The organism is Nocardioides turkmenicus (genome assembly GCF_011045035.1).
GTDB lineage: Bacteria > Actinomycetota > Actinomycetes > Propionibacteriales > Nocardioidaceae > Nocardioides > Nocardioides turkmenicus.
In genome coordinates this window covers 19,210-40,393 of record NZ_JAALAA010000018.1, presented here as the reverse complement: position 1 = coordinate 40,393, position 21,184 = coordinate 19,210, and the positions used below count along the sequence as shown (strand labels likewise).

Annotated in this window: 24 protein-coding genes; 12 read left to right on the top strand and 12 right to left on the bottom strand. The window is 68.8% G+C overall.

The window, feature by feature from the left end:
- Position 1: 1 nt before the first annotated feature.
- Entirely contained in the window at positions 2–445 is a 444-nt protein-coding gene (locus G5C66_RS19500; protein WP_165112597.1) for a helix-turn-helix domain-containing protein, read from the bottom strand.
- A 111-nt stretch (positions 446–556) separates the two neighbouring features.
- Between G5C66_RS19500 and G5C66_RS19495 the strand changes: the two genes are divergently transcribed.
- Positions 557–727 carry a hypothetical protein gene (locus G5C66_RS19495; protein ID WP_165112596.1) on the top strand — a complete coding sequence of 57 codons (171 nt, stop codon included), beginning with the start codon at positions 557–559 and terminating at the stop codon, positions 725–727.
- 8 nt (positions 728–735) lie between these two features.
- Here G5C66_RS19495 and G5C66_RS19490 read toward each other — a convergent pair whose 3' ends face one another.
- Together G5C66_RS19490 and G5C66_RS19485 are read right to left on the bottom strand one after the other, a co-directional pair.
- The gene (locus tag G5C66_RS19490) at positions 736–1,404 is read right to left on the bottom strand and encodes a response regulator (protein ID WP_165112595.1); all 669 of its coding nucleotides are present in this window, start codon (positions 1,402–1,404) and stop codon (positions 736–738) included.
- The gene (locus tag G5C66_RS19485; protein ID WP_165112594.1) at positions 1,401–2,585 is read right to left on the bottom strand and encodes a sensor histidine kinase; all 1,185 of its coding nucleotides are present in this window, start codon (positions 2,583–2,585) and stop codon (positions 1,401–1,403) included. The genes G5C66_RS19490 and G5C66_RS19485 overlap by 4 nt, the downstream gene beginning before the upstream one ends.
- Positions 2,586–2,716: 131 nt before the next feature.
- Between G5C66_RS19485 and G5C66_RS19480 the strand changes: the two genes are divergently transcribed.
- The 5 genes from G5C66_RS19480 (at position 2,717) to G5C66_RS19460 (ending at position 7,330) form a co-directional block, all read left to right on the top strand.
- Positions 2,717–3,640 carry an ABC transporter ATP-binding protein gene (locus G5C66_RS19480; protein WP_165112593.1) on the top strand — a complete coding sequence of 308 codons (924 nt, stop codon included), beginning with the start codon at positions 2,717–2,719 and terminating at the stop codon, positions 3,638–3,640.
- Positions 3,637–4,482, top strand: coding sequence for an ABC transporter permease (locus G5C66_RS19475; protein ID WP_165112592.1), 846 nt, complete (start codon positions 3,637–3,639; stop codon positions 4,480–4,482). The genes G5C66_RS19480 and G5C66_RS19475 overlap by 4 nt, the downstream gene beginning before the upstream one ends.
- A 171-nt stretch (positions 4,483–4,653) precedes the next feature.
- Entirely contained in the window at positions 4,654–5,607 is a 954-nt protein-coding gene (locus G5C66_RS19470; RefSeq protein WP_165112591.1) for a MetQ/NlpA family ABC transporter substrate-binding protein, read from the top strand.
- A complete protein-coding gene (locus G5C66_RS19465) occupies positions 5,604–6,650 on the top strand; it encodes an ATP-binding cassette domain-containing protein (protein ID WP_165112590.1) in 1,047 nt (348 codons plus the stop codon). Before G5C66_RS19470 ends, G5C66_RS19465 begins: the two co-directional genes overlap by 4 nt.
- The gene (locus G5C66_RS19460) at positions 6,650–7,330 is read left to right on the top strand and encodes a methionine ABC transporter permease (RefSeq protein ID WP_165112589.1); all 681 of its coding nucleotides are present in this window, start codon (positions 6,650–6,652) and stop codon (positions 7,328–7,330) included. Before G5C66_RS19465 ends, G5C66_RS19460 begins: the two co-directional genes overlap by 1 nt.
- A 10-nt stretch (positions 7,331–7,340) precedes the next feature.
- Here the strand turns inward: G5C66_RS19460 and G5C66_RS19455 are convergent, their stop codons facing one another.
- From G5C66_RS19455 to G5C66_RS19435, 5 genes are all read right to left on the bottom strand, one after another.
- Entirely contained in the window at positions 7,341–8,132 is a 792-nt protein-coding gene (locus G5C66_RS19455; protein WP_165112588.1) for a methyltransferase domain-containing protein, read from the bottom strand.
- Positions 8,133–8,179: 47 nt separating this feature from the next.
- Positions 8,180–8,479 carry a hypothetical protein gene (locus tag G5C66_RS19450; protein ID WP_165112587.1) on the bottom strand — a complete coding sequence of 100 codons (300 nt, stop codon included), beginning with the start codon at positions 8,477–8,479 and terminating at the stop codon, positions 8,180–8,182.
- A gap of 90 nt (positions 8,480–8,569) precedes the next feature.
- Entirely contained in the window at positions 8,570–9,346 is a 777-nt protein-coding gene (locus G5C66_RS19445; RefSeq protein ID WP_165112586.1) for an SDR family oxidoreductase, read from the bottom strand.
- Between the two features lie 9 nt (positions 9,347–9,355).
- Positions 9,356–9,787: a DUF4919 domain-containing protein gene (locus G5C66_RS19440; RefSeq protein WP_165112585.1), complete on the bottom strand. Its 432-nt coding sequence runs from the start codon at positions 9,785–9,787 to the stop codon at positions 9,356–9,358.
- Positions 9,788–9,984: 197 nt separating this feature from the next.
- Positions 9,985–11,007, bottom strand: coding sequence for an LLM class flavin-dependent oxidoreductase (locus tag G5C66_RS19435; protein WP_165112584.1), 1,023 nt, complete (start codon positions 11,005–11,007; stop codon positions 9,985–9,987).
- A 743-nt stretch (positions 11,008–11,750) separates the two neighbouring features.
- Here G5C66_RS19435 and G5C66_RS19430 point away from each other — a divergent pair.
- Both G5C66_RS19430 and G5C66_RS26930 read left to right on the top strand, forming a co-directional pair.
- Positions 11,751–12,437, top strand: coding sequence for an alpha/beta fold hydrolase (locus tag G5C66_RS19430; protein ID WP_165112583.1), 687 nt, complete (start codon positions 11,751–11,753; stop codon positions 12,435–12,437).
- Positions 12,438–12,462: 25 nt separating this feature from the next.
- Positions 12,463–13,359, top strand: a complete 897-nt coding sequence (locus G5C66_RS26930; RefSeq protein WP_165112582.1) for a transglycosylase SLT domain-containing protein — start codon at positions 12,463–12,465, stop codon at positions 13,357–13,359.
- Between the two features lie 165 nt (positions 13,360–13,524).
- Here the strand turns inward: G5C66_RS26930 and G5C66_RS19420 are convergent, their stop codons facing one another.
- Together G5C66_RS19420 and G5C66_RS19415 are read right to left on the bottom strand one after the other, a co-directional pair.
- The gene (locus G5C66_RS19420) at positions 13,525–14,028 is read right to left on the bottom strand and encodes a GNAT family N-acetyltransferase (RefSeq protein WP_165112581.1); all 504 of its coding nucleotides are present in this window, start codon (positions 14,026–14,028) and stop codon (positions 13,525–13,527) included.
- Between the two features lie 52 nt (positions 14,029–14,080).
- A complete protein-coding gene (locus G5C66_RS19415; RefSeq protein ID WP_165112580.1) occupies positions 14,081–15,109 on the bottom strand; it encodes a zinc-dependent alcohol dehydrogenase family protein in 1,029 nt (342 codons plus the stop codon).
- Between the two features lie 138 nt (positions 15,110–15,247).
- On the opposite strand from G5C66_RS19415, the gene G5C66_RS19410 reads away from it, so the two are divergent.
- From G5C66_RS19410 to G5C66_RS19395, 4 genes are all read left to right on the top strand, one after another.
- Positions 15,248–16,774, top strand: coding sequence for a UDP-N-acetylglucosamine 1-carboxyvinyltransferase (locus tag G5C66_RS19410; RefSeq protein ID WP_165112579.1), 1,527 nt, complete (start codon positions 15,248–15,250; stop codon positions 16,772–16,774).
- A gap of 172 nt (positions 16,775–16,946) precedes the next feature.
- Entirely contained in the window at positions 16,947–17,792 is an 846-nt protein-coding gene (locus G5C66_RS19405) for a glycerophosphodiester phosphodiesterase family protein (protein ID WP_338144239.1), read from the top strand.
- Entirely contained in the window at positions 17,789–19,141 is a 1,353-nt protein-coding gene (locus G5C66_RS19400) for an MFS transporter (protein WP_165112577.1), read from the top strand. The genes G5C66_RS19405 and G5C66_RS19400 overlap by 4 nt, the downstream gene beginning before the upstream one ends.
- A 242-nt stretch (positions 19,142–19,383) precedes the next feature.
- Entirely contained in the window at positions 19,384–19,770 is a 387-nt protein-coding gene (locus tag G5C66_RS19395) for an RNA polymerase-binding protein RbpA (RefSeq protein ID WP_008359714.1), read from the top strand.
- Positions 19,771–19,834: 64 nt separating this feature from the next.
- Here the strand turns inward: G5C66_RS19395 and G5C66_RS19390 are convergent, their stop codons facing one another.
- Both G5C66_RS19390 and G5C66_RS19385 read right to left on the bottom strand, forming a co-directional pair.
- Positions 19,835–20,317: an FxsA family protein gene (locus G5C66_RS19390; protein ID WP_165112576.1), complete on the bottom strand. Its 483-nt coding sequence runs from the start codon at positions 20,315–20,317 to the stop codon at positions 19,835–19,837.
- Positions 20,314–21,066 (bottom strand): polyprenol monophosphomannose synthase, encoded by a 753-nt coding sequence (locus G5C66_RS19385; RefSeq protein WP_165112660.1) that lies wholly within the window; start codon positions 21,064–21,066, stop codon positions 20,314–20,316. Before G5C66_RS19385 ends, G5C66_RS19390 begins: the two co-directional genes overlap by 4 nt.
- Positions 21,067–21,184: the final 118 nt, after the last annotated feature.

Sequence of the window (21,184 nt, the reverse complement as noted above, 5' to 3'; positions counted from 1 at the left end):
CTTACGTTATGTAGGGGTCCGGCACCTTCGCTTCTCGATTCCTGACCGGTCTGGTGACCTGCTTCGAGACGCAGGGTGGGATACCTGCACCGCCGTTGGTGGCCCTGGTGCGGTAGACGCTCGGCGGCATCCCGACGAGCTCGCTGAACCGGGTCGAGAACGTGCCCAGCGACGAGAAGCCGACCTCGAAGCAGATGTCGGTGACGCTGAGGTCGCCGCGCCGCAACAGGGTCATCGCCCGCTCCACCCGGCGGGTCATCAGGTAGGAGTAGGGCGGCTCGCCGTAGGCCTTCTTGAACTCCCGGCTCAGGTGACCTGCCGACATGTGCACGCCGGCGGCCAGCGCCTCGACATCGAGCGGCTGCGCGTATTCCCGGTCGATGCGGTCCTTGACCCTCCGCAGCAGCTTCAGGTCGCGCAGGCGCTGCTCCTGGTCGGTCGTCACGGTCCGATCCTCCCATTTTGATGAATCTGCCGCGTGTCGAAGAAAAAGTGTCGAAATCGCGCGCGCACACTCGTGGAGTAGGTGAAGGCACAACACGGATAGGAGAAAGTCATGTGGGACACGGTTCAGAACCCCGAGAGCACCAACGTACGCAGCTTCCCGATGTCGCACTTCCTGCCGTGCCCGCGGTGCGGACACGAGGTGCACACCTACTTGGCCTGCAGCGACACCTGCTCCTGCGCCCCGGTCGTCATGCCCGGCAGCATCCCGCTCGCCGCCTAGATCACAGGCTAGATCTTCAGGCCCGACTCGATCGCGAAGACGACCAGCTGGGCGCGGTCGCGGGCATGCAGCTTCACCATCGCGCGCGAGACGTGGGTGCGTACGGTGTCCGGGCTGACCACGAGCTCGGCAGCGATCTCGGCGTTGGAGCGGCCGGTCGCCACCCAGGCGACCATCTCCCGCTCACGCTCGGTGAGATCCCCCAGCCGCGGGTGCGGGTTTGCCGCCCGGCGCGATGACCCGAACTCCTCGATCACCCGCTTCGTCACCGTCGGGGCGAGCAGCGAACCGCCGTCGGCCACGACCCGGATGGCATCCAGCAGCGCGGTCGGCTCGGCGTCCTTGAGCAGGAACCCGCTCGCTCCCAGCCGCAGCGCCTCGAAGACGTACTCGTCGAGCTCGAACGTCGTCAGCATCACCACGCGTACGTCCTTCAGCGAGGCGTCGCGGGTCACCTGCTCGAGCATGCCGAGGCCGTCGAGGACCGGCATCCGGATGTCGCAGAGCACGACGTCGGGATGGGTGCGCCGCAGCATCGGCAGCGCCGCACTGCCGTCGGAGGCCTCGCCGACGATCTCGAGGTCGGGCTCGGCGCCGATCATCGTCGCCAGGCCCATCCGGACCAGGGGCTGGTCATCGACCAGAGCAACCCTGATCACCTGATCTGTGCTGCTCATGCCAGCCCCTCCGCGCCACCCGCCGAGGACCCAGAAAGCGGGATGGAAGCCCGCAGCCGGAAGCCCCGTACCTCCGGCCCCGCCTCTAGGGTGCCCCCAAGTGCCTCCACGCGCGACCTCATTCCCACAATTCCCATCCCAGGACGCCTTTCTTTGCTCGACATGTCCGATCCCCGCCCGTCGTCGCGGACCGTCACGACCATCTCGGTCGCGGTGGTCGAGACGACCGAGACCTCCGCCCGGGACGCTCCGGCATGGCGCAGCACGTTGGTGAGACCCTCCTGGACCACGGCGTACGCAGCCCGTTCCGCCTCCGCCGACGCCGCGTCGACCTCGAGCCGGAGCGAGACGTCCAGGCCGCCGGAGCGCACCCGCTCGACCAGTGCGGGCAGGTCGGCCAGGCCGTGCTCGGGCGCCCGCTGCGCAGGCTCGGTGCCGGGCTCCGTGTCGGTCAGCCGGGCCAGCTGCCGGCGCAGCAGGTCCAGCGACTCCTTGCTCTCGGCGCGGATGGCCTCCAGGTTGCGGCGGGCCGCCTCCGGGTCCCGGTCGAGGACGTGCAGCGCGGCGCCGGCCTGCATCGCGATGACCGCGAGCCCATGGCCGACGCCGTCGTGCAGGTCGGCGGCCATCCGCAGACGTTCGTCGCTGACCGCGCGGCGCTGACGCTGGGCGCGGGCCTCGTTGCGGGAGCGCAGCGCGCTGGCGACGGCACCGCTCGCGGCGATCACCGCGGCCTGCCCGAACGCCTGCCACATCGAGAGGTCACCCTCCGGGCCGGCGTCGGGTCCCCACGGTCCACGTCGGGGACCGCTGCCGAAGTCGGGAGTCTCCGGGTTGAGCAGGATTCCGGCGGCCACGAGCGCCGCGGCCACGACGGCCCACCCGATCCAGCGCCTGGTCGGCTGTGACAAGGCCACCGCGAAGGTCACCACCGGCACCGCCATGAAGATCGGGCCCTCGGCGTAGCCCGCCGCGAAGTAGGTGCCCGCGCACAGCCCGCTCACCGCGAGCATCCAGCCGGGAGGCCGCTCCAGGACCACCGGGAGCACGGCCAGGAGGGCGAGCAGAACGCCGACGGGGGCCGGCCAGCGCGTCTCGACCTGGGCGTTGCTGCCCAGCGTGCCGACCAACTCCACCACGACGACCAGCCACGGGAGCCAATGGCGACGGATCCGGGACATGGACACACCGTAGTTGGAGCAGAGGCGGGAGACGTACGACAAATGCGCGCAACGGCCTACGCAGATCTGCGTAACCCGGAGCAGCGCCCGGGCCGACGTCAACCAGCGCAGTTCGGGAGAGCGTGGGAGGCATGAGAGAACTCGTGGTTGAGACCGACGGGCTGACCAAGCGGTACGGCGACAGGCTCGCCGTCGACCGGGTCAGCATGACCGTCATGCGTGGCGAGGTGTACGGCTTCCTGGGCCCCAACGGAGCTGGCAAGACCACCACCTTGCGGATGATGCTCGGCCTGATCCGGCCCACCGCCGGATCGGCCAGCGTCCTGGGCCGGCCCGCCGGCCGACCCGACGTCACCGCCCGGATCGGCGCCCTGATCGAGGGCCCCGGCTTCTACCCGTACCTGAGCGGACGCGACAACCTCCGCACGATGGCCCGCTACCAGGGTCTGCCGAACACCGAGGTCGACCGTGTCCTGGAGATGGTCGACCTGGCCGGCCGAGCGAAGGACGCCTTCAAGGGCTACTCGCTCGGGATGAAGCAGCGCCTCGGCGTCGCCGCCGCTATGCTCGGCTCCCCCGACCTGCTCGTGCTCGACGAGCCCACCAACGGGCTCGACCCGGCCGGCATGGCCGACATGCGAGCCCTCGTCGTCTCGCTCGCCGAGGCCGGCCAGACCGTGATCCTCTCCAGCCACATCCTCGCCGAGGTGCAGGAGATCTGCGACCGCGTCGGCGTCATCAACAACGGGCGGCTGCTGCGCGAGTCGACCGTCGCCGACCTGCGAGGTGGCGCGACCCTCCGGGTCCGAGCCACCCCCGAGGACGCGGCCCTGGCCGTCCTCATGCGGATGGCCGGCGACGAAGGCGTACGCCGCATCGGCAACGAGACGCTCGAGGTCGACCTGCCGGCCACCGCGACCCCTGACGTCGTACGTCAGCTGGTCACCCATTCCATCGACGTCCACGAGGTCGCCGTCGCGGAGCGTTCCCTGGAGGACGTCTTCTTCGAGATGACCGGCAACCGAACCAACTCCGGGCAGGAGCTCGTGTCATGAACGCCATCGTCAACAGCACCCGAGCCGAGCTGCTCCGTCTGCGCAAGTGGTCGGCGATCTGGGTGATCGTCGGCGCCTGGCTGGCGCTCTCGCTCTCCTTCGGGTACGTCTTCAACTACGTCGCCTACAAGACCGGCGACGACAACTTCGCCGGTGACGGCGCCACCGACGCCCAGCTCCTCGCCGAGCTGATGCCGAGCGCGATCCCGGACGTCATCGTCAGCGGCCTGCCGATGTTCGGCGGCGCACTTGCGATGGTGGTCGGCGCGCTAGTCGCCGGCAACGGGTTCGGCTGGGGCACCTGGAAGACCGTCTTCACCCAGGGACCGGGACGGCTCGCCGCCGTCGGCGGCTCGCTGGCCGCGGTGACCATCTTCATCTTCGCGATGATGACCGCCACGCTGGCGCTGTCGGCGGGTGTCTCGGTCGTGATCGCCGCGACCGAGGGACAGACGATCTCCATGCCCACCATGGGCGATCTGGCGGAGTCGTTCGGTGCTGGGTTCCTGGTGCTGGAGATGTGGGCGCTGCTCGGGTTCCTCGTCGGGGTGCTGGCCAAGGGGCCGGCGCTCGCCGTCGGGCTGGGTCTGGTCTGGTCGCTGGTGGTCGAGAACCTGCTGCGCGGCGTCGGCAGCCTGCTCTCGGGCATCGAGACCGTCACCGACGCGCTCCCGGGCACCGCAGGCGGCTCGCTGGCCGGCGCCATCATCGGCGGGCCCAACGGGACGCCGGGAGTCCTCGACGCGATCTCCGGCGAGCGGGCGCTGGTCACCGTCGCCGCGTACGTCCTCGTCGCGGCGGTCGCCGCGGTGGTCGTGATGAGGCGGCGCGACCTCGCCTGACCTCGGGAAACATGTCGCTAGCACACGCCGGGACGGGTCCGTGACACGTCTCGGCGTGTGATCGACAATCGGGATGTGATCCTCGTTAAGTCTACTGTTTTGGTGGACAACAACCCGCTGTCCACCCGCTCTCATCGTCGAGACACTCCCGTCTAGAAGAGGTTCCCACCCGTGTCCTCCAACACGCCCGAGCCCACCCCGCTCATCGAGGCTCCACTGATTGATCCCCCCAAGGCCAAGCTCCCGCTGATCATCGGGATCGTCGTCGCCGCCGCGGTCGTGATCGGCGGCCTCGCCTTCTTCCTCACCCGCGACGACGACTCCGCCGGCGACCTGACCAAGGTCACCATCGGCGTCGTCGGTGCCGACGACCCCTACTGGAAGACGTACCAGGACGCCGCCCGTGAGGAGGGCATCGACCTCGAGGTCAAGAACTTCGGCGACTACAACCAGCCCAACCCGGCACTGTCCGAGGGCGAGCTGGATCTCAACCAGTTCCAGCACATCATCTTCCTGGCCGACTACAACGTCCAGAACGACGACGACCTGGTCCCGCTCGGCTCGACCGCGACCTATCCCCTGGGCCTGTACTCCTCCAAGTACAAGAGCCTCGACGACATCAAGGCCGGCGAGACCGTCATCGTCCCCGACGACGAGACCAACCAGGCCCGCGGCCTGGTCCTGCTCCAGTCCGAGGGCCTGATCGAGCTGACCGACGGCGGCACCCCCTTCAGCACCGTCAAGGAGGTCGACACGGCCGCCTCCAAGGTGAAGATCAAGGCCGTCCAGGCCTCGATCACCGCCTCCTCCCTCCCCGACGTCGCCGCGGCGATCATCAACAACGACTTCGTCGAGGACGCCGGGCTGAAGTTCGAGGACGCGCTGGCGACCGACGACCCCGCCGACCCGAAGGCGCTCCCCTACGTCAACATCTTCGCCGTCCGTGCCGAGGACAAGGACAACGCGACCTACAAGAAGCTCGTCGAGATCTTCCAGACCAACGAGGACGTGCAGCAGGGGGTCTACGAGACCTCCGGGAACACCGCCGAGCTGGTCAAGATCCCGGTCGAGGACCTGCAGAAGTCCCTCGACGACACCGAGAAGCAGGTCGAGGAGCGTCAGTGACGCACTCGGCCACCGTTGCGGAGCCGCTGGTGCGGCTCCGCAACGTCACCAAGACCTATCCCGCGGCCAAGGGGCGCTCCGAGGTGCGCGCAGTCGATGACGTCGACTTGGACATCGCCGCCGGCGACGTCCAGGCGATCGTCGGCTACTCCGGGGCCGGCAAGTCCACGCTGGTACGGCTGCTCAACGGCCTCGAGCCGGCCACCTCCGGCTCGATCCAGGTCGGCGGCACCGAGCTCGTCGGCCTTCACGAGCGCCAGCTGCGGCCGATCCGGCTGGGGATCGGGATGATCTTCCAGCAGTTCAACCTCTTCGAGTCACGTACGGTCTGGGGCAACCTGGCCTACCCGCTCCAGATCGCTGGTGTGGGCAAGGCCGAGCAGCAGCGCCGGATCTCCGAGCTGCTCCACTTCGTCGGGCTCCCCGACAAGGCCCACACCTACCCGCGCAACCTGTCCGGCGGGCAGAAGCAGCGCGTCGGCATCGCCCGCGCGCTGACCACCAACCCCTCGCTGCTGCTCGCCGACGAGGCCACCAGCGCTCTCGACCCGGAGACCACCCACGAGGTGCTGCGGCTCTTGACGCGGGTCAACGAGGAGTTCGGCACCACGATCGTGGCCATCACCCACGAGATGGAGGTGGTCCGCGAGCTCGCCGACCACGTCGCGGTCATGGAGAACGGCCGGATCGTCGAGTCCGGCGCCGTCTACGACGTCTTCTCGGCGCCGCAGCAACCGGTCACCCGGCGCTTCGTCGGCACCGTCGTCGACGACGAGCCCTCCCCCGACGCCCTGGCCGCGCTGCGGTCGCGTCACCCCGGCCGGTTCGTGAAGGTCGAACTGCGCGAGGGCGGACCTCGCCAGACCGACATCTTCGCGGTCCTCCTCGAGCGCGGAGTCTCCTTCGAGCTCGTCTTCGGCGGCATCGAGGAGATCCAGGGCGCGACCTTCGGCAACCTCACGCTCTCCCTCGACGGCCCCGCGACCTCGGTCGACGAGGCCGTACGCGAGCTGGCCGCCCTCGTCACCACCAAGGAGGTGTGATGCTGACCGCGCTCCCCACCGACACCCGGCTCGGCGAGCTGTGGCCCGACATCTGGCAGGCCACCGGCGAGACGCTGCTCATGGTCGCGCTGACGATGCTGATCGGCGGCACCCTGGGCCTCATGCTGGGGCTCGGGCTCTACCTGACCCGCAGGGGCGGCCTCTATCAGAACGTCGTCGTCTCCACGATCCTCAACGTGCTGGTCAACTTCTTCCGGCCGATCCCGTTCATCATCTTCATCGCCGCCGTCCAGCCGGCCGCACGGCTGATCGTCGGCACCGGCATCGGCACTCCGGCCGTCGTGTTCTCGCTGGTGCTGGCCGCGATGTTCGGCATCGCCCGGATCGTCGAGCAGAACCTCGTCTCGGTCCCGCCGGGCGTCATCGAGGCGGCCCGCGCGATGGGGGCCACCCGTGCGCGCATCGCCGCGACCGTGGTCATCCCCGAAGCGATGGCACCGGTGATCCTCGGCTACACGTTCGCGTTCGTGGCGGTCGTCGACATGTCCGCGGTGGCCGGCCTGATCGCCGGTGGTGGCCTGGGCAGCTTCGCCCAGACCTTCGGCTACCGCCAGTACGACCCGACCGTCACCTGGGTCTGCGTGCTCATCCTGGTCGCGCTGGTGCAGGTCATCCAGCTGCTCGGCAACACGCTCTCGTCGCGGATCCTGCGCCGCTGATCCAACACCGTCAGGCGCGAGCCAGGATCTCGCCGTGGAGGACGGAGAACCAGCCGTCCTCCGCCTCGGCCCACGACCGCCACCCGTCCGCGACCCGGGCGAGGTCGGCGGTCGTGGCGTCTCCGGAGTCGACGAGCTGGCGGGCGACCGCGGAATCGGTGAACCGGTCGGCCCACATCCCGCCCCACCATGCCCGGTCCTCGGGGTCGGCGAAGCACCACGTGCTCGAGGAGCCTTCGATGTCGGTGAAGCCGGCGGCCCGCGCCCACGAGACCAGTCGCCGGCCCGCGTCCGGCTCGCCTCCGTTGGCCCGCGCGGCCTGCTGGTAGAGCCGCAGCCACTCGGTCAGCTCGCTCGACTCCGGCCACCAGACGAAGCCCGAGTAGTCGCTGTCGCGCACGGCCACGATGCCGCCGGGCCTGGTGACCCGCCGCATCTCCCGCAGCGCCTGCACCGGGTCGGCCACGTGCTGCAGCACCTGGTGCGCGTGGACGACGTCGTACGCGTCGTCCTCGATGCTCAGCGCGTGCACGTCCTCGACCCGGAAGCCGATATTGCTGACTCCCACGGCCGCAGCTGCCTGCCGGGAGAGTGCGAGCTCGCTCTCCCCGATCTCGGTCGCGGTCACCTGAGCGACCCGGCGGGCGAGGTCGAGGGTGATCGTGCCCGGCCCGGCGCCCACGTCGAGCAACCGCTGCTCAGAGCTCAACCGTGGCAGCAGGTACGCAGCGGAGTTCTCCGCCGTACGCCACCTGTGCGAGCGCAGCACCGACTCATGATGGCCGTGGGTATAGGTCGACACACGCCGACCCTACGCGGGCAATCCCGAAAAGTGAGACGTGAATATCGTTATACGGACAAGCGCGGCAGCGCCGTGTCGGTGCAGCCCATCCGTCGCCGGGCGAACAGCACCCCGCCCACGAGCCCGCCGAGGAGCAGCGTGTTGACCACGATCACCACGCCGGTCTCGAACGGCGCCGCGCCACCACCCGGCCGCGCGTCCTCGGGCGCCACCTCGTGACGCTCGAACACGACCTGTTCCTGGTCGGAGACCTGCGGCTCGTCGGCCCTCGCCGAGCCCAGCGCCGCGGAGGCGACGACGAGGGCAGCGATCCCGGCGAGCAGAATTCGCAAGGTGCGACTCATCATGCTTCCGAGAGTGAGCGCCGGCCTCGTCGGGAACCCGACGCACACCGTCCCTATCGGCAACAACCCGGTGAACAATCAGGACAGGTCGCTTCAGGTCGAGATCCGTCGGTTGAGCATTCGGCTGGCCCAGCTCGGGGTGACCCCGGACAGGCCGAGCAGCACGCGCGCCTTGGTGCCGACGCCGCGGTGGACGCCGCCGAGGAGGCCGTGCCCGCTGGTCGCGGCCGCATAGACGGACGCGGCGACGTCGTCCGGGGTGAGAGAGACTTTGAGCCGTCGCAGCGACGGAAAGTCGTGGCCCCACACCATCGAGGTGTCGGTGAAGAGCGGCCACAGGGCCGTCACCGTGATCCCGTCGCCGGCCCATTCCAGGTCGAGGGCCTCGGAGAGGCCGCGTACGGCGAACTTCGTGGCGGAATAGATCGCCATCCCGGGCTGGCCGTAGATCGCCGAGGCAGAGGCCAGGTTGACGACGTGGGAGCCCCGCTTCAGGAACGGCCGCGCGAGGTGGCAGCCGTTGACGAGCCCCTTGACGTTGACGTCGATGACCGCCTGCTGCCGGTCGAGCGGGAGGTCGGCGAACGCGCCGATCTGGATGATGCCCGCGTTGTTGACCAGTACGTCGAGACTGCCCCCGGTCTCGGCGGCGAAGCCGTCCAGGGCCGCCTGCCAGGAGATGGCGTCACGCACGTCGAGGGTGCCGGTCACCGCCTCCCCTGCCAGCGGCTCGATCTCGGCGGCCAGGGACGCCAAGCCGTCGAGGTCGATGTCGTAGGCGCCGACGAGCCATCCTTCGCGGGCGAAGCGCAGGGCGGTCGCTCGGCCGATGCCGGCGGCCGCCCCGGTGATCAGAACGGAGCGGGGCACGGTGTTGGGTCAGCTCCTGGCGAACTCGGTGCTGGTGTCGAAGAACCAGACCGTCGAGTCGGTGCACACGATCCGGTCGAGCTTGCCGACCGCGACCTGCGAGCGCGGCGTCTTGCCGGAGGCCAGCACGACGTCATAGGCGTCGCTGGTCCGCAGCACCGACCACGGTTCGGCCTCGGTGCCCTCACCGGTGCTGATGATGCTGTCGAGAGCCGCCTGCGCCAGGATCGACTCGCGCTGAGCCTGCTCGAGGTTGCCGAGGCCGCGCTGGGCGTCCGCCAGGGCGGCGTGTGCCGAGGGGCTGAAGATCGCACCGGGCATGAGTGCGTGGACCGCAGCAACCGCGCCGGCGTAGTCGCCGACCGACATCATCGGGGCGACCAGCTCGGTGATCTCGAGATCGGGCCGGAAGTTGGGAGCCTCGAGGATCGCTTCGCGCAAGGCTCTCAATGACTCCGGGCCGGGTTCGCGAAGATAGACGTCAAGCAGCTCTGCGTACGTGGCCAACAGGGTCCCCCTTGAGTAACGGTCGCCGTGCACGGTAGCCAATTGCGCGGGCACGTGGGGCGGTTGACAACGATTATGCGCCCTTTTGTGACCCGGAAGTTGCGCGATCCGCAGGTTACTACCGCCAGCCCCTATCGCCAGCCGAGCCCCGGTGCGACGTGGGTCAGGATGCTCTCCAGGACGTGGGCGTTGTAGTCGACGCCGAGCTGGTTCGGGACGGTGAGCAGCAGCGTGTCGGCGGCCTGGATCGCCTCGTCCTCGGCGAGCTCCTCGATGAGGACGTCGGGCTCGGCGGCGTACGAACGTCCGAAGATCGCACGGGTCTGGTCGTCGATGTTGCCGATCTGGTCCTTGGTCTGCCGGTCGAGGCCGAAGTAGCGGCGGTCGTCGTCGTTCACAAGGGCGAAGATCGAGCGGGAGACCGAGACCCGCGGCTCGCGCTCATGACCGGCCTCCTTCCACGCCTCACGGTAGGCCTCGATCTGCTCGCGCTGCTGGATGTGGAACGGCTTGCCGTTCTCGTCGTTCTTCAGCGTAGAGCTCTGCAGGTTCATCCCGAGACCGGCGGCCCAGCGGGCGGTCGCCAGCGAGCTCGAGCCCCACCAGATCCGGTCGCGCAGCGTCTCGGAGTACGGCTCGACCCGCAGCTTGCCGGGAGGGTTGGGGAACATCGGCCGTGGGTTGGGCTCGGCGAACTGCACACCCTCGATGATCTTGAGGTAGGTCTCGGTGTGCGCGCGGGCCATGTCCGCCTCGGTGGCGTTCTCGCCGGGCTCGTAGCCGAAGTAGCGCCACCCCTCGATGACCTGCTCGGGTGAGCCGCGGCTGATCCCGAGCTGCAGGCGCTCGCCGGAGATCAGGTCGGCCGCCGCGGAGTCCTCCGCCATGTAGAGGGGGTTCTCGTAGCGCATGTCGATGACGCCGGTGCCGATCTCGATCCTCGACGTGCGGGCGCCGATCGCGGAGAGCAGCGGGAACGGCGAGGCGTACTGACGGGCGAAGTGGTGGACCCGGAAGTACGCGCCGTCGACGCCGAGGTCCTCGGCGGTGACCGCGAGCTCGATGCCCTGCAGAAGCGCGTCTCGTGCCGACCTCGTCTGCGAGTAGGGCGACGGAGTCCAGTGGCCGAAAGACAAGAATCCGATGTTCTTCACGGGTAGTAGAACCCTCAACAGTCGTCCGAGATTCCCTCGGACCGGCGGCGCGGCGGGGCCTGGCCTGGTCTGACGCGAGGACCGGGACCTTCGCCTCTGGCCGTTCTGCGCTCCGGAACTGTCTCCGGGACGACACCACCTTGTCGGTGGTCGGGTGCCGGTCTGCGTTCTGCTTTCAATCCGGCAACACGCCGAGAGGGCCGTCGTACGGGCTGTAAAGCGGACGTCCACACGGCATCAACAGCAGCTCCTTATGAGTTTATCTATCGGTCGACCGAATAATCATATCGGTCGACTGACCAGGGAAAACAATGTCTCGGCGTGTTGTCGCAGCCCTTCCGAAGTCGCGGATTATCGTGTTACATATCAGGCAGCTTCACCGATGCAGTTTCACCGATATAAGGCCGACCAACATTCTCTGGGGGATGAATTAGTTATGTGGGACACCGTTGAGGTGCAGAGCTTCACGCTTTCTCACGACATGCCGTGCCGCGACTGCGGTCACGCACGTCACCGGTTCTTGCCGTGTGACGCCGACTGCGACTGCCGCGCCCACGAGGTTGCGGAGCTACTGGAGGTCGCCGGCGCTCGCTGAACGACCTGACGTCAGCTGTCTCGGGCGTCCAGAACGATGGCCACCGCGATGCGGTGGCCATCGTTCTTTTGTTCGAAATTCGGGGGATTCGGGAACAGTCCCTGAGTCACGGAAGCAGATCGTCCGCAATCGGGCGGAGGATCGTCTCATGGACATCGTTCTGGTTCCCGGCCTCTGGCTGGACGCATCCTCGTGGGATCTCGTGGTCCCCCATCTGACCGACGCCGGCCACACCGCGCGGCCGATCACCCTTCCCGGCCTCGAGTCGGCCGAGACCGACCGGTCCGGTGTGCACGTCGCCGACCAGGTCGCGGCCGTGGTGGCCGCCATCGACGAGGCGGAGGGTCCCGTGATCCTCGTCGGGCACTCGATGGGCTGCGCGGTGGCGGGTGTCGCGCTCGACGCTCGCGTCGACAAGGTCTCGACCGTGGTCTACGTCGGCGGCTGGCCCGCGGAACCGGGCATGATCCCGGCACGGAACTTCCCGACCGACGGCGCCGACCTGCCGCCGGTGCCGTGGGAGGAGTTCGAGGAGGCAGACGTACGCGACCTCGACCGCGCCACCTTCGAGGCACTGCTGCGGCCCTCCCCCGCCAGCCTGACCACCGAGCCCTTCGAGCCGAGCGACGAGCGTCGCTACTCCGTCCCGGCGGTGTTCGTCTGCCCCGAATACCGCGCCGCCGACCTGCAGGAGTGGGTCGCCGACGGCAACGAGTCGGTCGCCGCCATCCCGAAGCACAAGGACGTCACCTACGTCGACCTGCCCACCGGCCACTGGCCGCAGCTGTCCAAGCCGGCCGAGCTCGCGGACATCATCGCTCGGGCCGGCGCGTAGTCGAGCGTCGGGTAGCGTCGGGTGCGTGCGCACTCGGCTTTCCGCCCTGACCGCCATCACCGCCCTGTCGGCCCTCGTCGCCGGCTGCGGAGGCGAGCCGTTGTCCGACCCCGTCCGCGGCCCGTCGGCATCGTCCCCGGCGGCGACGGCGTCGCCGCTCCCCTCGCCGGCAGCGACCTCGCTCGAGGACCCCTCGGTGCCGCTGGCCGAGCGCCTGACCCAGGCGTTGGCGACGGTCGCCTCCGGGAAGCCCGGATCCGAGGAGGTGCGTGAGGCCGCGCTGTTCGAGCAGACGACCGCACGCAACCTCGCCCGAGGCTCGAGGGCCAAGGCCGACACCGTACTGGGCGCGCTCGGACGCGGCGATCGGGCCCAGCTCGAGTCGGACATCGCGGCAGCGCGCGAGCTCACCGCGATGACCGACCCGCAGCCGAAGCTCCCCGACTGGCGGATCCTGACGCCGCCGACCCCGGACGAGCTCAGGCCGATCTACCGCAGGGCTCAGCAGGAGACCGGGACGCCGTGGGAGTACCTCGCCGCGGTCCACCTGGTCGAGACCCGCATGGGCCGCATCCGCGGCACGAGCACCGCCGGTGCCCAGGGGCCGATGCAGTTCCTGCCCCCGACCTTCGCCCAGTACGGCGCCGGCGGTGATATCAACGACCCCGGCGACGCGATCATGGCCGCCGGGCGCATGCTCGCCAACAACGGTGCCCCGCGCGACATGGCCGGCGCCCTGTGGGCCTACAACCACTCCGACCGCTACGTGGCGGCGGTCAGCGCCTACGCCGAGCAGATGAGGCGGTCCCCCGCGGCGTACGACCTCTACTGGCACTGGCAGGTCCTCTACCGTCACCAGGACGGCACCATGCTCCTGCCCGAGGGTTACCCGGGCGAGAAGGCCGTGCGGATCGCCGACTGACGACTAGGCCGTGTCTCCCAAAGACACGGCGGCCGCGAGCGGCGTTTCGGGCCGATCTGGCAAGGCGTCCGCCGCGAAGGCATCCTGGAGGCTGTCGAGTGGCGGCAACGCAGCCAGATCGGATGCGAAACGTCGCGTAGCGGGCGTGGATTTGGGAGACACGGCCTAGTAGGGGCGCTCGACGGCGTACTGGACGAGGCTGACGTCCTCGCCGCGGTAGGTGTCGGTGCCGTGGCGACCGGTCTCGATGAAGCCGGTGGCGTCGAAGAGCTTCTTGGCGCGGTCGTTGGTCTCGTGGGTCTCGGCCCAGATCCGGGTCAGGTCGAGGACGGAGAAGCCGTAGGTGAGCGCGGTCTTGATGGCGCGCTGGCCGAGGCCCTGGCCCCAGCGCGAGCTGGGGCCGATGGCGATGCCGAGCTCGCGGGTGTCGGGGGCGAGGCCGTGGAGATCGGCGTAGCCGACGACCTCCTCGTCGAGCTCCACCGCGAGCCGGATGAGCTCGGGCGGCGGAGCCTCGATCAGGCGACGCCAGTGCCGGAGGTGGCCGTCGCGGTCGCGTTCCGGCCAGCCGTTGGCGATCCGGAACTCCTCGTCACGGGCCCAGTCGGCGTAGACGTGTTCGTCGCCCGGTGACAACGGGCGCAGGCGCATGGTGTCGGTGCGGGGCATCGACCGAGTGTCGCAGACCGGCGGCCCGGCCGATCCCCCGCCCGGGATCCGTTCAGTAGGTGAGCTGGACCTTGATGGCGAGCCGCTCGTCCATGAGGCGGTAGCCCTCGGCCGCCTCGGAGAAGGGCAGCGCCTTGTCGAAGACCAGACCGGGGTTGATCGTGCCGTCGAGCGTGAGGCGCAGGAGGTCGGGGAGGTAGCGGCGTACGGGCGCCATCCCGCCCTTGAGGCCGACGTTGGTGCGGAAGAGGGCGTTGACCGGGAGGTTGACGTCGTGCGGGACGCCGACGAAGCCGACGGTCGCACCGGGGCGGGCCACCTTGGAGGCGGTCTTGAAGGACTGGTCGGTGCCCACGCACTCGAGGACGTAGTCGGCCCCGATGCCGCCGGTGAGCTCGCGTACGGCCGCCTCGCCCTCCTTGCCGCGGGCAGCGACGATGTCGGTGGCGCCGAACTTCTTGGCGATCTCCTGACGCGACTCGTGGCGCGACATCGCGACGACCCGCTCGGCGCCGAGCTGAGCGGCGGCGAGGACGCCGCACAGGCCCACCGCGCCGTCGCCGACCACGACCGCGGTGCCGCCCCGGGCGCCGGAGCCGAGACCGGACATGACCGCGGCGTGCCAGCCGGTGGCCATCACGTCGGTGAGCGCGAGCAGGTCGGGGTACATCGACGGGTCGGGCGTCTCGTCGAGCTTGACCAGGGAGCCGTCGGCCTGGTTGACGAGGGCGTACTCGCTCTGACCGCTGACCGTGAAGCCGAGGTTCTCGCAGACCGACTGGACGCCGGCGAGGCAGTGCGGACAGGTGTTGTCGCAGTGGTCGAACGGGACGATCACGAAGTCGCCCGGCTTGAAGTCGCGTACGTCGGCGCCGACCTCCTCGACGATGCCGATGCATTCGTGGCCGATGGTGCGGGGCTCCTCGATCTCGCCGTTGGCACCGCGGTAGTTCCACAGATCGGAGCCGCAGATGCACGAGCCGACGACCTTGACGATGGCGTCGGTGGGCTGCTTCACGGCCGGATCGGGTACCTGGGTATAGCGGATGTCGCGCACCCCGTGGATCGTCGTCGCATGCATGGTGGCATCCTGTCACCCGGCGTACGAGATGTTGCACACGGTGGCCATTCCAGGAGCCAGGCAACAACCCTGAAACGAAACGCCGACACTTCGCGGGGAATCCAGGCTTATCTCATATATGAGTTACGGTGGTGCACCATGACCGACGGATACAAGGGTCGTATCGGGAACCTGATTCGCGATGCGCGCAAGCACAAGGGCCTCACTCAGGCACAGCTCGCTGACCTTCTCAACACCAGCCAGAGTGCGATCAACCGCATCGAGCAGGGGCAACAGAACCTGTCCCTGGAGATGATCGCCCGGGTCGGTGCCGCGCTCGACTCCTCCCTGGTGGACATCGGGGCCGGCCCGACGCACCTGCGCGTCACCGGTCCGACGACGCTGTCGGGTGAGATCACCGTCAAGACCTCCAAGAACGCCGGTGTGGCGCTCCTGGTCGGCTCGCTCCTCAACCGTGGCCGTACGACGCTGCGCAAGGTCGCCCGCATCGAAGAGGTCAACCGCATCATCGAGGTGCTCAACTCGATCGGCGTGCAGACCCGCTGGCTCAACGACGACAACGACCTCGAGATCGTCCCGCCGAAGGAGCTGCGCCTGGACGCCGTGGACGAGGCCGCCGCCCGCCGCACCCGTTCGGTGATCATGTTCCTCGGCCCGCTGCTGCACCGCCTGGACACCTTCGAGCTGCCCTACGCCGGCGGCTGCAACCTCGGCACCCGCACCGTCGAGCCGCACATGTCCGCCCTGCGGCCCTTCGGCCTCGAGGTCAAGGCGACCGACGGCGCCTACCACGCGAGCGTCAACCGGGAGATCCAGCCGGGTCGCCCGATCGTGCTGACCGAGCGTGGCGACACCGTCACCGAGAACGCGCTGATGGCCGCCGCGCTGCACCCCGGCACCACCGTCATCCGCAACGCCTCGTCCAACTACATGGTCCAGGACCTCTGCTTCTACCTGCAGAAGCTGGGCGTGGAGGTCGAGGGCATCGGCACCACCACGCTGCGCGTCACCGGCCGCGAGGTCATCGACGTCGACGTCGACTACGCGCCGAGCGAGGACCCGATCGAGGCGATGTCGCTGCTGACCGCTGCGATCGTGACCGACTCCGAGATCACCATCAAGCGCGTGCCGATCGAGTTCATGGAGATCGAGCTGGCGACCCTGGAGGAGATGGGCTTCAACTACAGCCTCTCCGAGGAGTATCTCGCGCTCAACGGCAAGACCCGGCTGGTCGACATCGACACCAAGCACTCGGTCCTGCACGCGCCGCTGGACAAGATCCACCCGCTCCCCTTCCCCGGTCTCAACATCGACAACCTGCCGTTCTTCGCCGCGATCGCCGCGGTCGCGCAGGGTCAGACGCTGCTGCACGACTGGGTCTACGAGAACCGCGCGATCTACCTGACCGAGCTCAACAAGCTCGGCGGCAACGTCACGCTCATGGACCCTCACCGGGTGATGATCGAGGGCCCGACGCACTTCTCCGGCACCGAGATCGTCTGCCCGCCGGCGCTGCGTCCCGCGGTCGTCGTGCTGCTCGCGATGCTCGCCTCGAAGGGCACCTCGGTGCTTCGCTCGACCTACGTCATCGCCCGCGGCTACGAGGACCTGGCCGAGCGGCTCAACCAGCTCGGCGCCAACATCACCGCCTTCCGCGACATCTGAGCCAGGTGCTCGCGTGCGAAGCCGCGAGCACCGTCGGCGAAGAGATCGAGCAGCCCCGCCTCTGCGCTGCGAAGCAAGCAGACGGGACGGGCGTGTCGAGATCTACGCTGTGAGTTGACATGAGCCCCGATGCTCATGTGAGCCGGCCCTCACGGGTGGTTAGATGCTCCCCGTGAGGGAGCAGCAACGACGCGTACGCGCCTATGCGCACCGTGGTGGAGCGCTCCATCCCGACCTGGTCGGGATGGAGAACACCATGGAGGCGTTCCGGCATGCGGTGGAGCTCGGCTACACCCATCTCGAGACCGACGTGCACGTCACCCGTGACGGTGTCCTGCTCGCCTTCCACGACGAGGCGCTCGACCGGGTGACCGACGTCAGCGGCCTGATCGCCGAGATGACGTACGCCGAGGTGCAGGCCGCCCGCATCGGTGGCCTGCACGGCGTGCCGACCCTGGCCGAGCTCTTCGCCGCCTTCCCCGACGTCACCTTCAACATCGACCTCAAGTCGGACGGCGCGGTGACCGCCGTAGCCGAGCTCCTCGCCGCGACCGGCCACGAGGACAAGGTCATCGTCGGCTCGTTCTCGGTCCGCCGGCTGAAGGCGTTCCGGCGTCTCACCGAGGGACGCGTGCGCACCTCCGCCCATCCGCGGGAGGTGCTCGCCTACCTGCTCGCCCCGACCACCGGGATCGCGAAGCGGCTCGTCGGGTCCGGCTTCGACGCCTTCCAGATCCCCCACCACCACCGTCTCCGTGGCCCGCTGTCGATCCGGGTGGCCTCACGCGGGTTCGTACGCCGCGCCCACAAGGCCGGCAAGGAGGTCCACGTCTGGACCGTCGACGATCCGGCCGAGATGGAGCGGTTGATCAGGCGCGACGTCGACGGGCTGATGACAGACCGTACCGACGTCCTGAAAGCGTTCCTGGAGGAGCGCGGCCTGTGGGAGGCTGAGCCGTCTCGGGATGAGCCCGTCGCTGAGTCTGACAAAGAGAGCAATGAGGAGCCCGAGAAGTGACCACATCAGCCGGGATCGGCGACTTCAGGCCGCTGGAGCGGGCGCGGGAGCAGAAGGGCTGGTTCTTCACAGACTGGGCCGTCTCCGCCTTCCAGACGACGGTCGCCGGGGTGCTGTTCGCGCCCTATCTGATCGAGATCGCGAAGGCCGCCGCGGTCGACAACCGGATCGACGTGCTGGGGCTCTCGATCGCCCCCGGCGCCCTGCCGTCGTACGTCATCACCTTCTCGACCCTCCTCTCGGCCGTCATCTACCCGCTGGTGGGTGCGATCGCCGACCGCACGTCGCGCAAGCCAGACCTGATGGCCGGGTTCGCCTGGGCCGGCGCGCTGTGCGCGGCACTGCTCTTCTTCATGACCGGCGACAACTGGTGGTTCGGGTCCATCATGTTCATCATCGCCAACCTGTGCGCGGGTGCGGCGGTCGTGGTGAGCGACTCGATCCTCCCGCTGATCTCGACGGAGAACGAGCGCGACCGGGTCTCCTCGATCGGCTGGGCATACGGGTACGCGGGCGGCGGGCTGCTGCTCGCCGTCAACTTCCTCCTGGTCACCTTCGCCGACCCGCTCGGGCTCGGCACCGCGCTGGCTGTGCGGATCTCGATGCTGTCGGCCGGGCTGTGGTGGGCGGGATTCATCATCATCCCGTGGCGCCGGATCCGCCGGCACGAGCCTGCCGACGTCGAAGACGTCTCCGGCGGGGTGGTGGCGCGCTCGTTCGGGCAGCTGTTCGCGACGCTGAAGGAGCTGCCGCAGTACCCGGTCGCGCTGACCTTCCTGCTGGCGTACCTCTTCTTCAACGACGGCATCCAGACGGTGATCAGCTCGGCGTCGACCTATGGCGTCGAGGAGCTGGGCTTCGAGACCGGCACGATGCTCGGCATCTATCTGCTGGTGCAGTTCGTCGCCGTCGGCGGAGCGGTCTTCTTCGGCCGGCTGGCGAAGAGCTTCGGTGCCAAGCGGGTGATCCTCGGTGGCCTGGGCGGCTGGATGCTCATCGTGGTGGTGGCCTACTTCGTGCCGGAGGGGTCCCTCGCGCCTCTGCTCGTGGTCGCGGTCGGGATCGGTCTGGTCATGGGCGGCACCCAGGCGCTCGCGCGGTCGTACTTCTCGCTGTTCATCCCCGCCGGCAAGGAGGCGGAGTACTTCAGCCTCTACCACGCCATGGACCGAGGCACCTCCTGGCTCGGCACGCTGGTCTTCGGGCTCGTCTACCAGCTCACCGACTCCTACCGGCCCGCGATCCTGGCGCTGATCGCCTTCTTCGTGCTCGGAGGTGCGCTGCTCGCGCTGGTGAACACGGCGAAGGGCATCGAGCAGGCGGGCAACCGGGCGCCTGAACGGGTGTGAGAGCGCCCCAGGCGGCTGGCGGTTTCGGGACACAGTCTGCTCAGGACTTTCTCAGGGGGATCCGCAGGTCAGACGGGCCCTGTGTCGAACAACACGGCGAGGATCGCGACAATTCACGGAATCATCACCTCCTCTGTACCGTTGTTGGTGTGAAGAGGCCTGACCGGCCTGCGTCATGAGTCCGCAGACCGCTTCGCTCTTCAGCTCATTCAACGGGGGACGATCGACTCAGGAGGTGCTTCATGGCCGAGCGCACGTTGCGCGGCGCCCGACTGGGCGGACAAAGTTTTGAGGACGAACGCGGCATCGAGTTCGCGGGCCGCCAGCAGGTGGCCTACCGGTGCCCGCAGGGCCACGACTTCGAGATCACGATGTCGGACGAGGCCGAGGTTCCGGCGATCTGGGAGTGCCCGCGCTGCGGCATGGAGGCTCTCAACCTCTCCGGCGCCAAGCCGGAGGAGAAGGCCGAGAAGCCGGCCCGTACGCACTGGGACATGCTCCTGGAGCGGCGCTCGGAGAAGGAGCTCGAGGACATCCTCAAGGAGCGCCTCGACCTGCTCCGCGGTGGCGAGATCGGTCCGGCTCACCTGCACCGCAAGGGACCGGGCAAGAAGAAGGCCAACGCCTGACTTCTGACACAGCCAGATACGCCGACGGCGGCCTTCCAGCTCGGAAGGCCGCCGTCGGCGTATCTCAGGCGATGTTGTCCTTGTCGATGACCTCGCCGGTGACGATGTCGTCGTTGCGGGGCCTGTCGCCCGGGCCGAAGGTCGAGGGCATCGCGGCCGTGACGAGGCGCTTCTGCACGAGCTTGGCCAGGATGCGCCGGAAGAACGGCCGGGTGAACGGCAGGATCAGCACGATGCCGAAGATGTCGGTCACGAACCCGGGGCTGAGCATCAACGCGCCGCCGAGCAGGATGAGCGCACCGTCGGCGATCTCGTTGGACGGCAGCTTGCCCGAGGAGAGCGCTGTCGTCAGCGCGTTCCAGGCGCGGGAGCCCTCGCGGCGCATCAGCCAGGCACCGAAGATCGAGTCGGCGACCAGCAGCAGGATCGTCCACCACACCCCGATGACCTGGCCGACCTGGATGAGCACGAACAGCTCGGCCAGCGGCATCACCAGGAAGAGCAGCACCAGCACCCAGGAGAACCTGCGGCGGCGTGTCGTGGTCATCGGCGGCCTCCCACGAGTCGGTCGAGCCCGAGTCGGCGCAGCACGCGGAGCAGCTGGTCGCGACGCTCGGCCAGGCCCCAGCGGGTCACCCGGCGCATCGATTCGGCAGCGACCGCAGGGCTCATCTTCGACTCGCCCCGGACCCGCTCGATGAACTGGATCGGGACCTCCTTGACGGTGAGGCCGGCCCGCAGCGTACGCGTCACCATCTCGGTCTGGAAGACGTAGCCGGTCGACTCGACGCTGTTGAGCTGCAGCTTCTCGAGGGTCGTGCGCCGGAAGAGGCGGTAGCCCGCGGTGGCGTCGTGGACGCCGATGCCGAGCAGCAGCCGGACGTAGAAGTTGCCGCCCACCGACAGCAGCCGCCGAGACAGCGGCCAGTTGACCACGGAGCCGCCGCGGACCCAGCGGGCGCCGATCACCAGATCGGCGGAGGTGAGTGCCTCCAGGAGCTTGTGGAGCTCCTCGGGCTGGTGGGAGCCGTCGGCGTCCATCTCCCCCACGACGTCGTAGCCCTGCTCGAGCGCCCACCCGAAGCCGTGCAGGTACGCAGCCCCGAGCCCGGCCTTCTCGGTGCGGTGGAGCACGTGGATCTGCTCGTCGTTGTCGGCGAGCTCGTTGGCGATCGTGCCGGTGCCGTCGGGCGAGCCGTCATCGACGACCAGCACGTCGACACGCGGCTGCGCCTTGCGCAACCTCCCCACGATCCAGGCGAGGTTGTCCGCCTCGTTGTAGGTCGGGATCACCATCACCGCCCGGCCGATCTCGGTCCAGGGTGGAAGCTGCTCGTTCGTCACGTACGCCGGCCTTGTCAAGGAATGGGGTGGAAGTCACAGGATATCCGCCCCCCGCCCGAACCCAAGATCC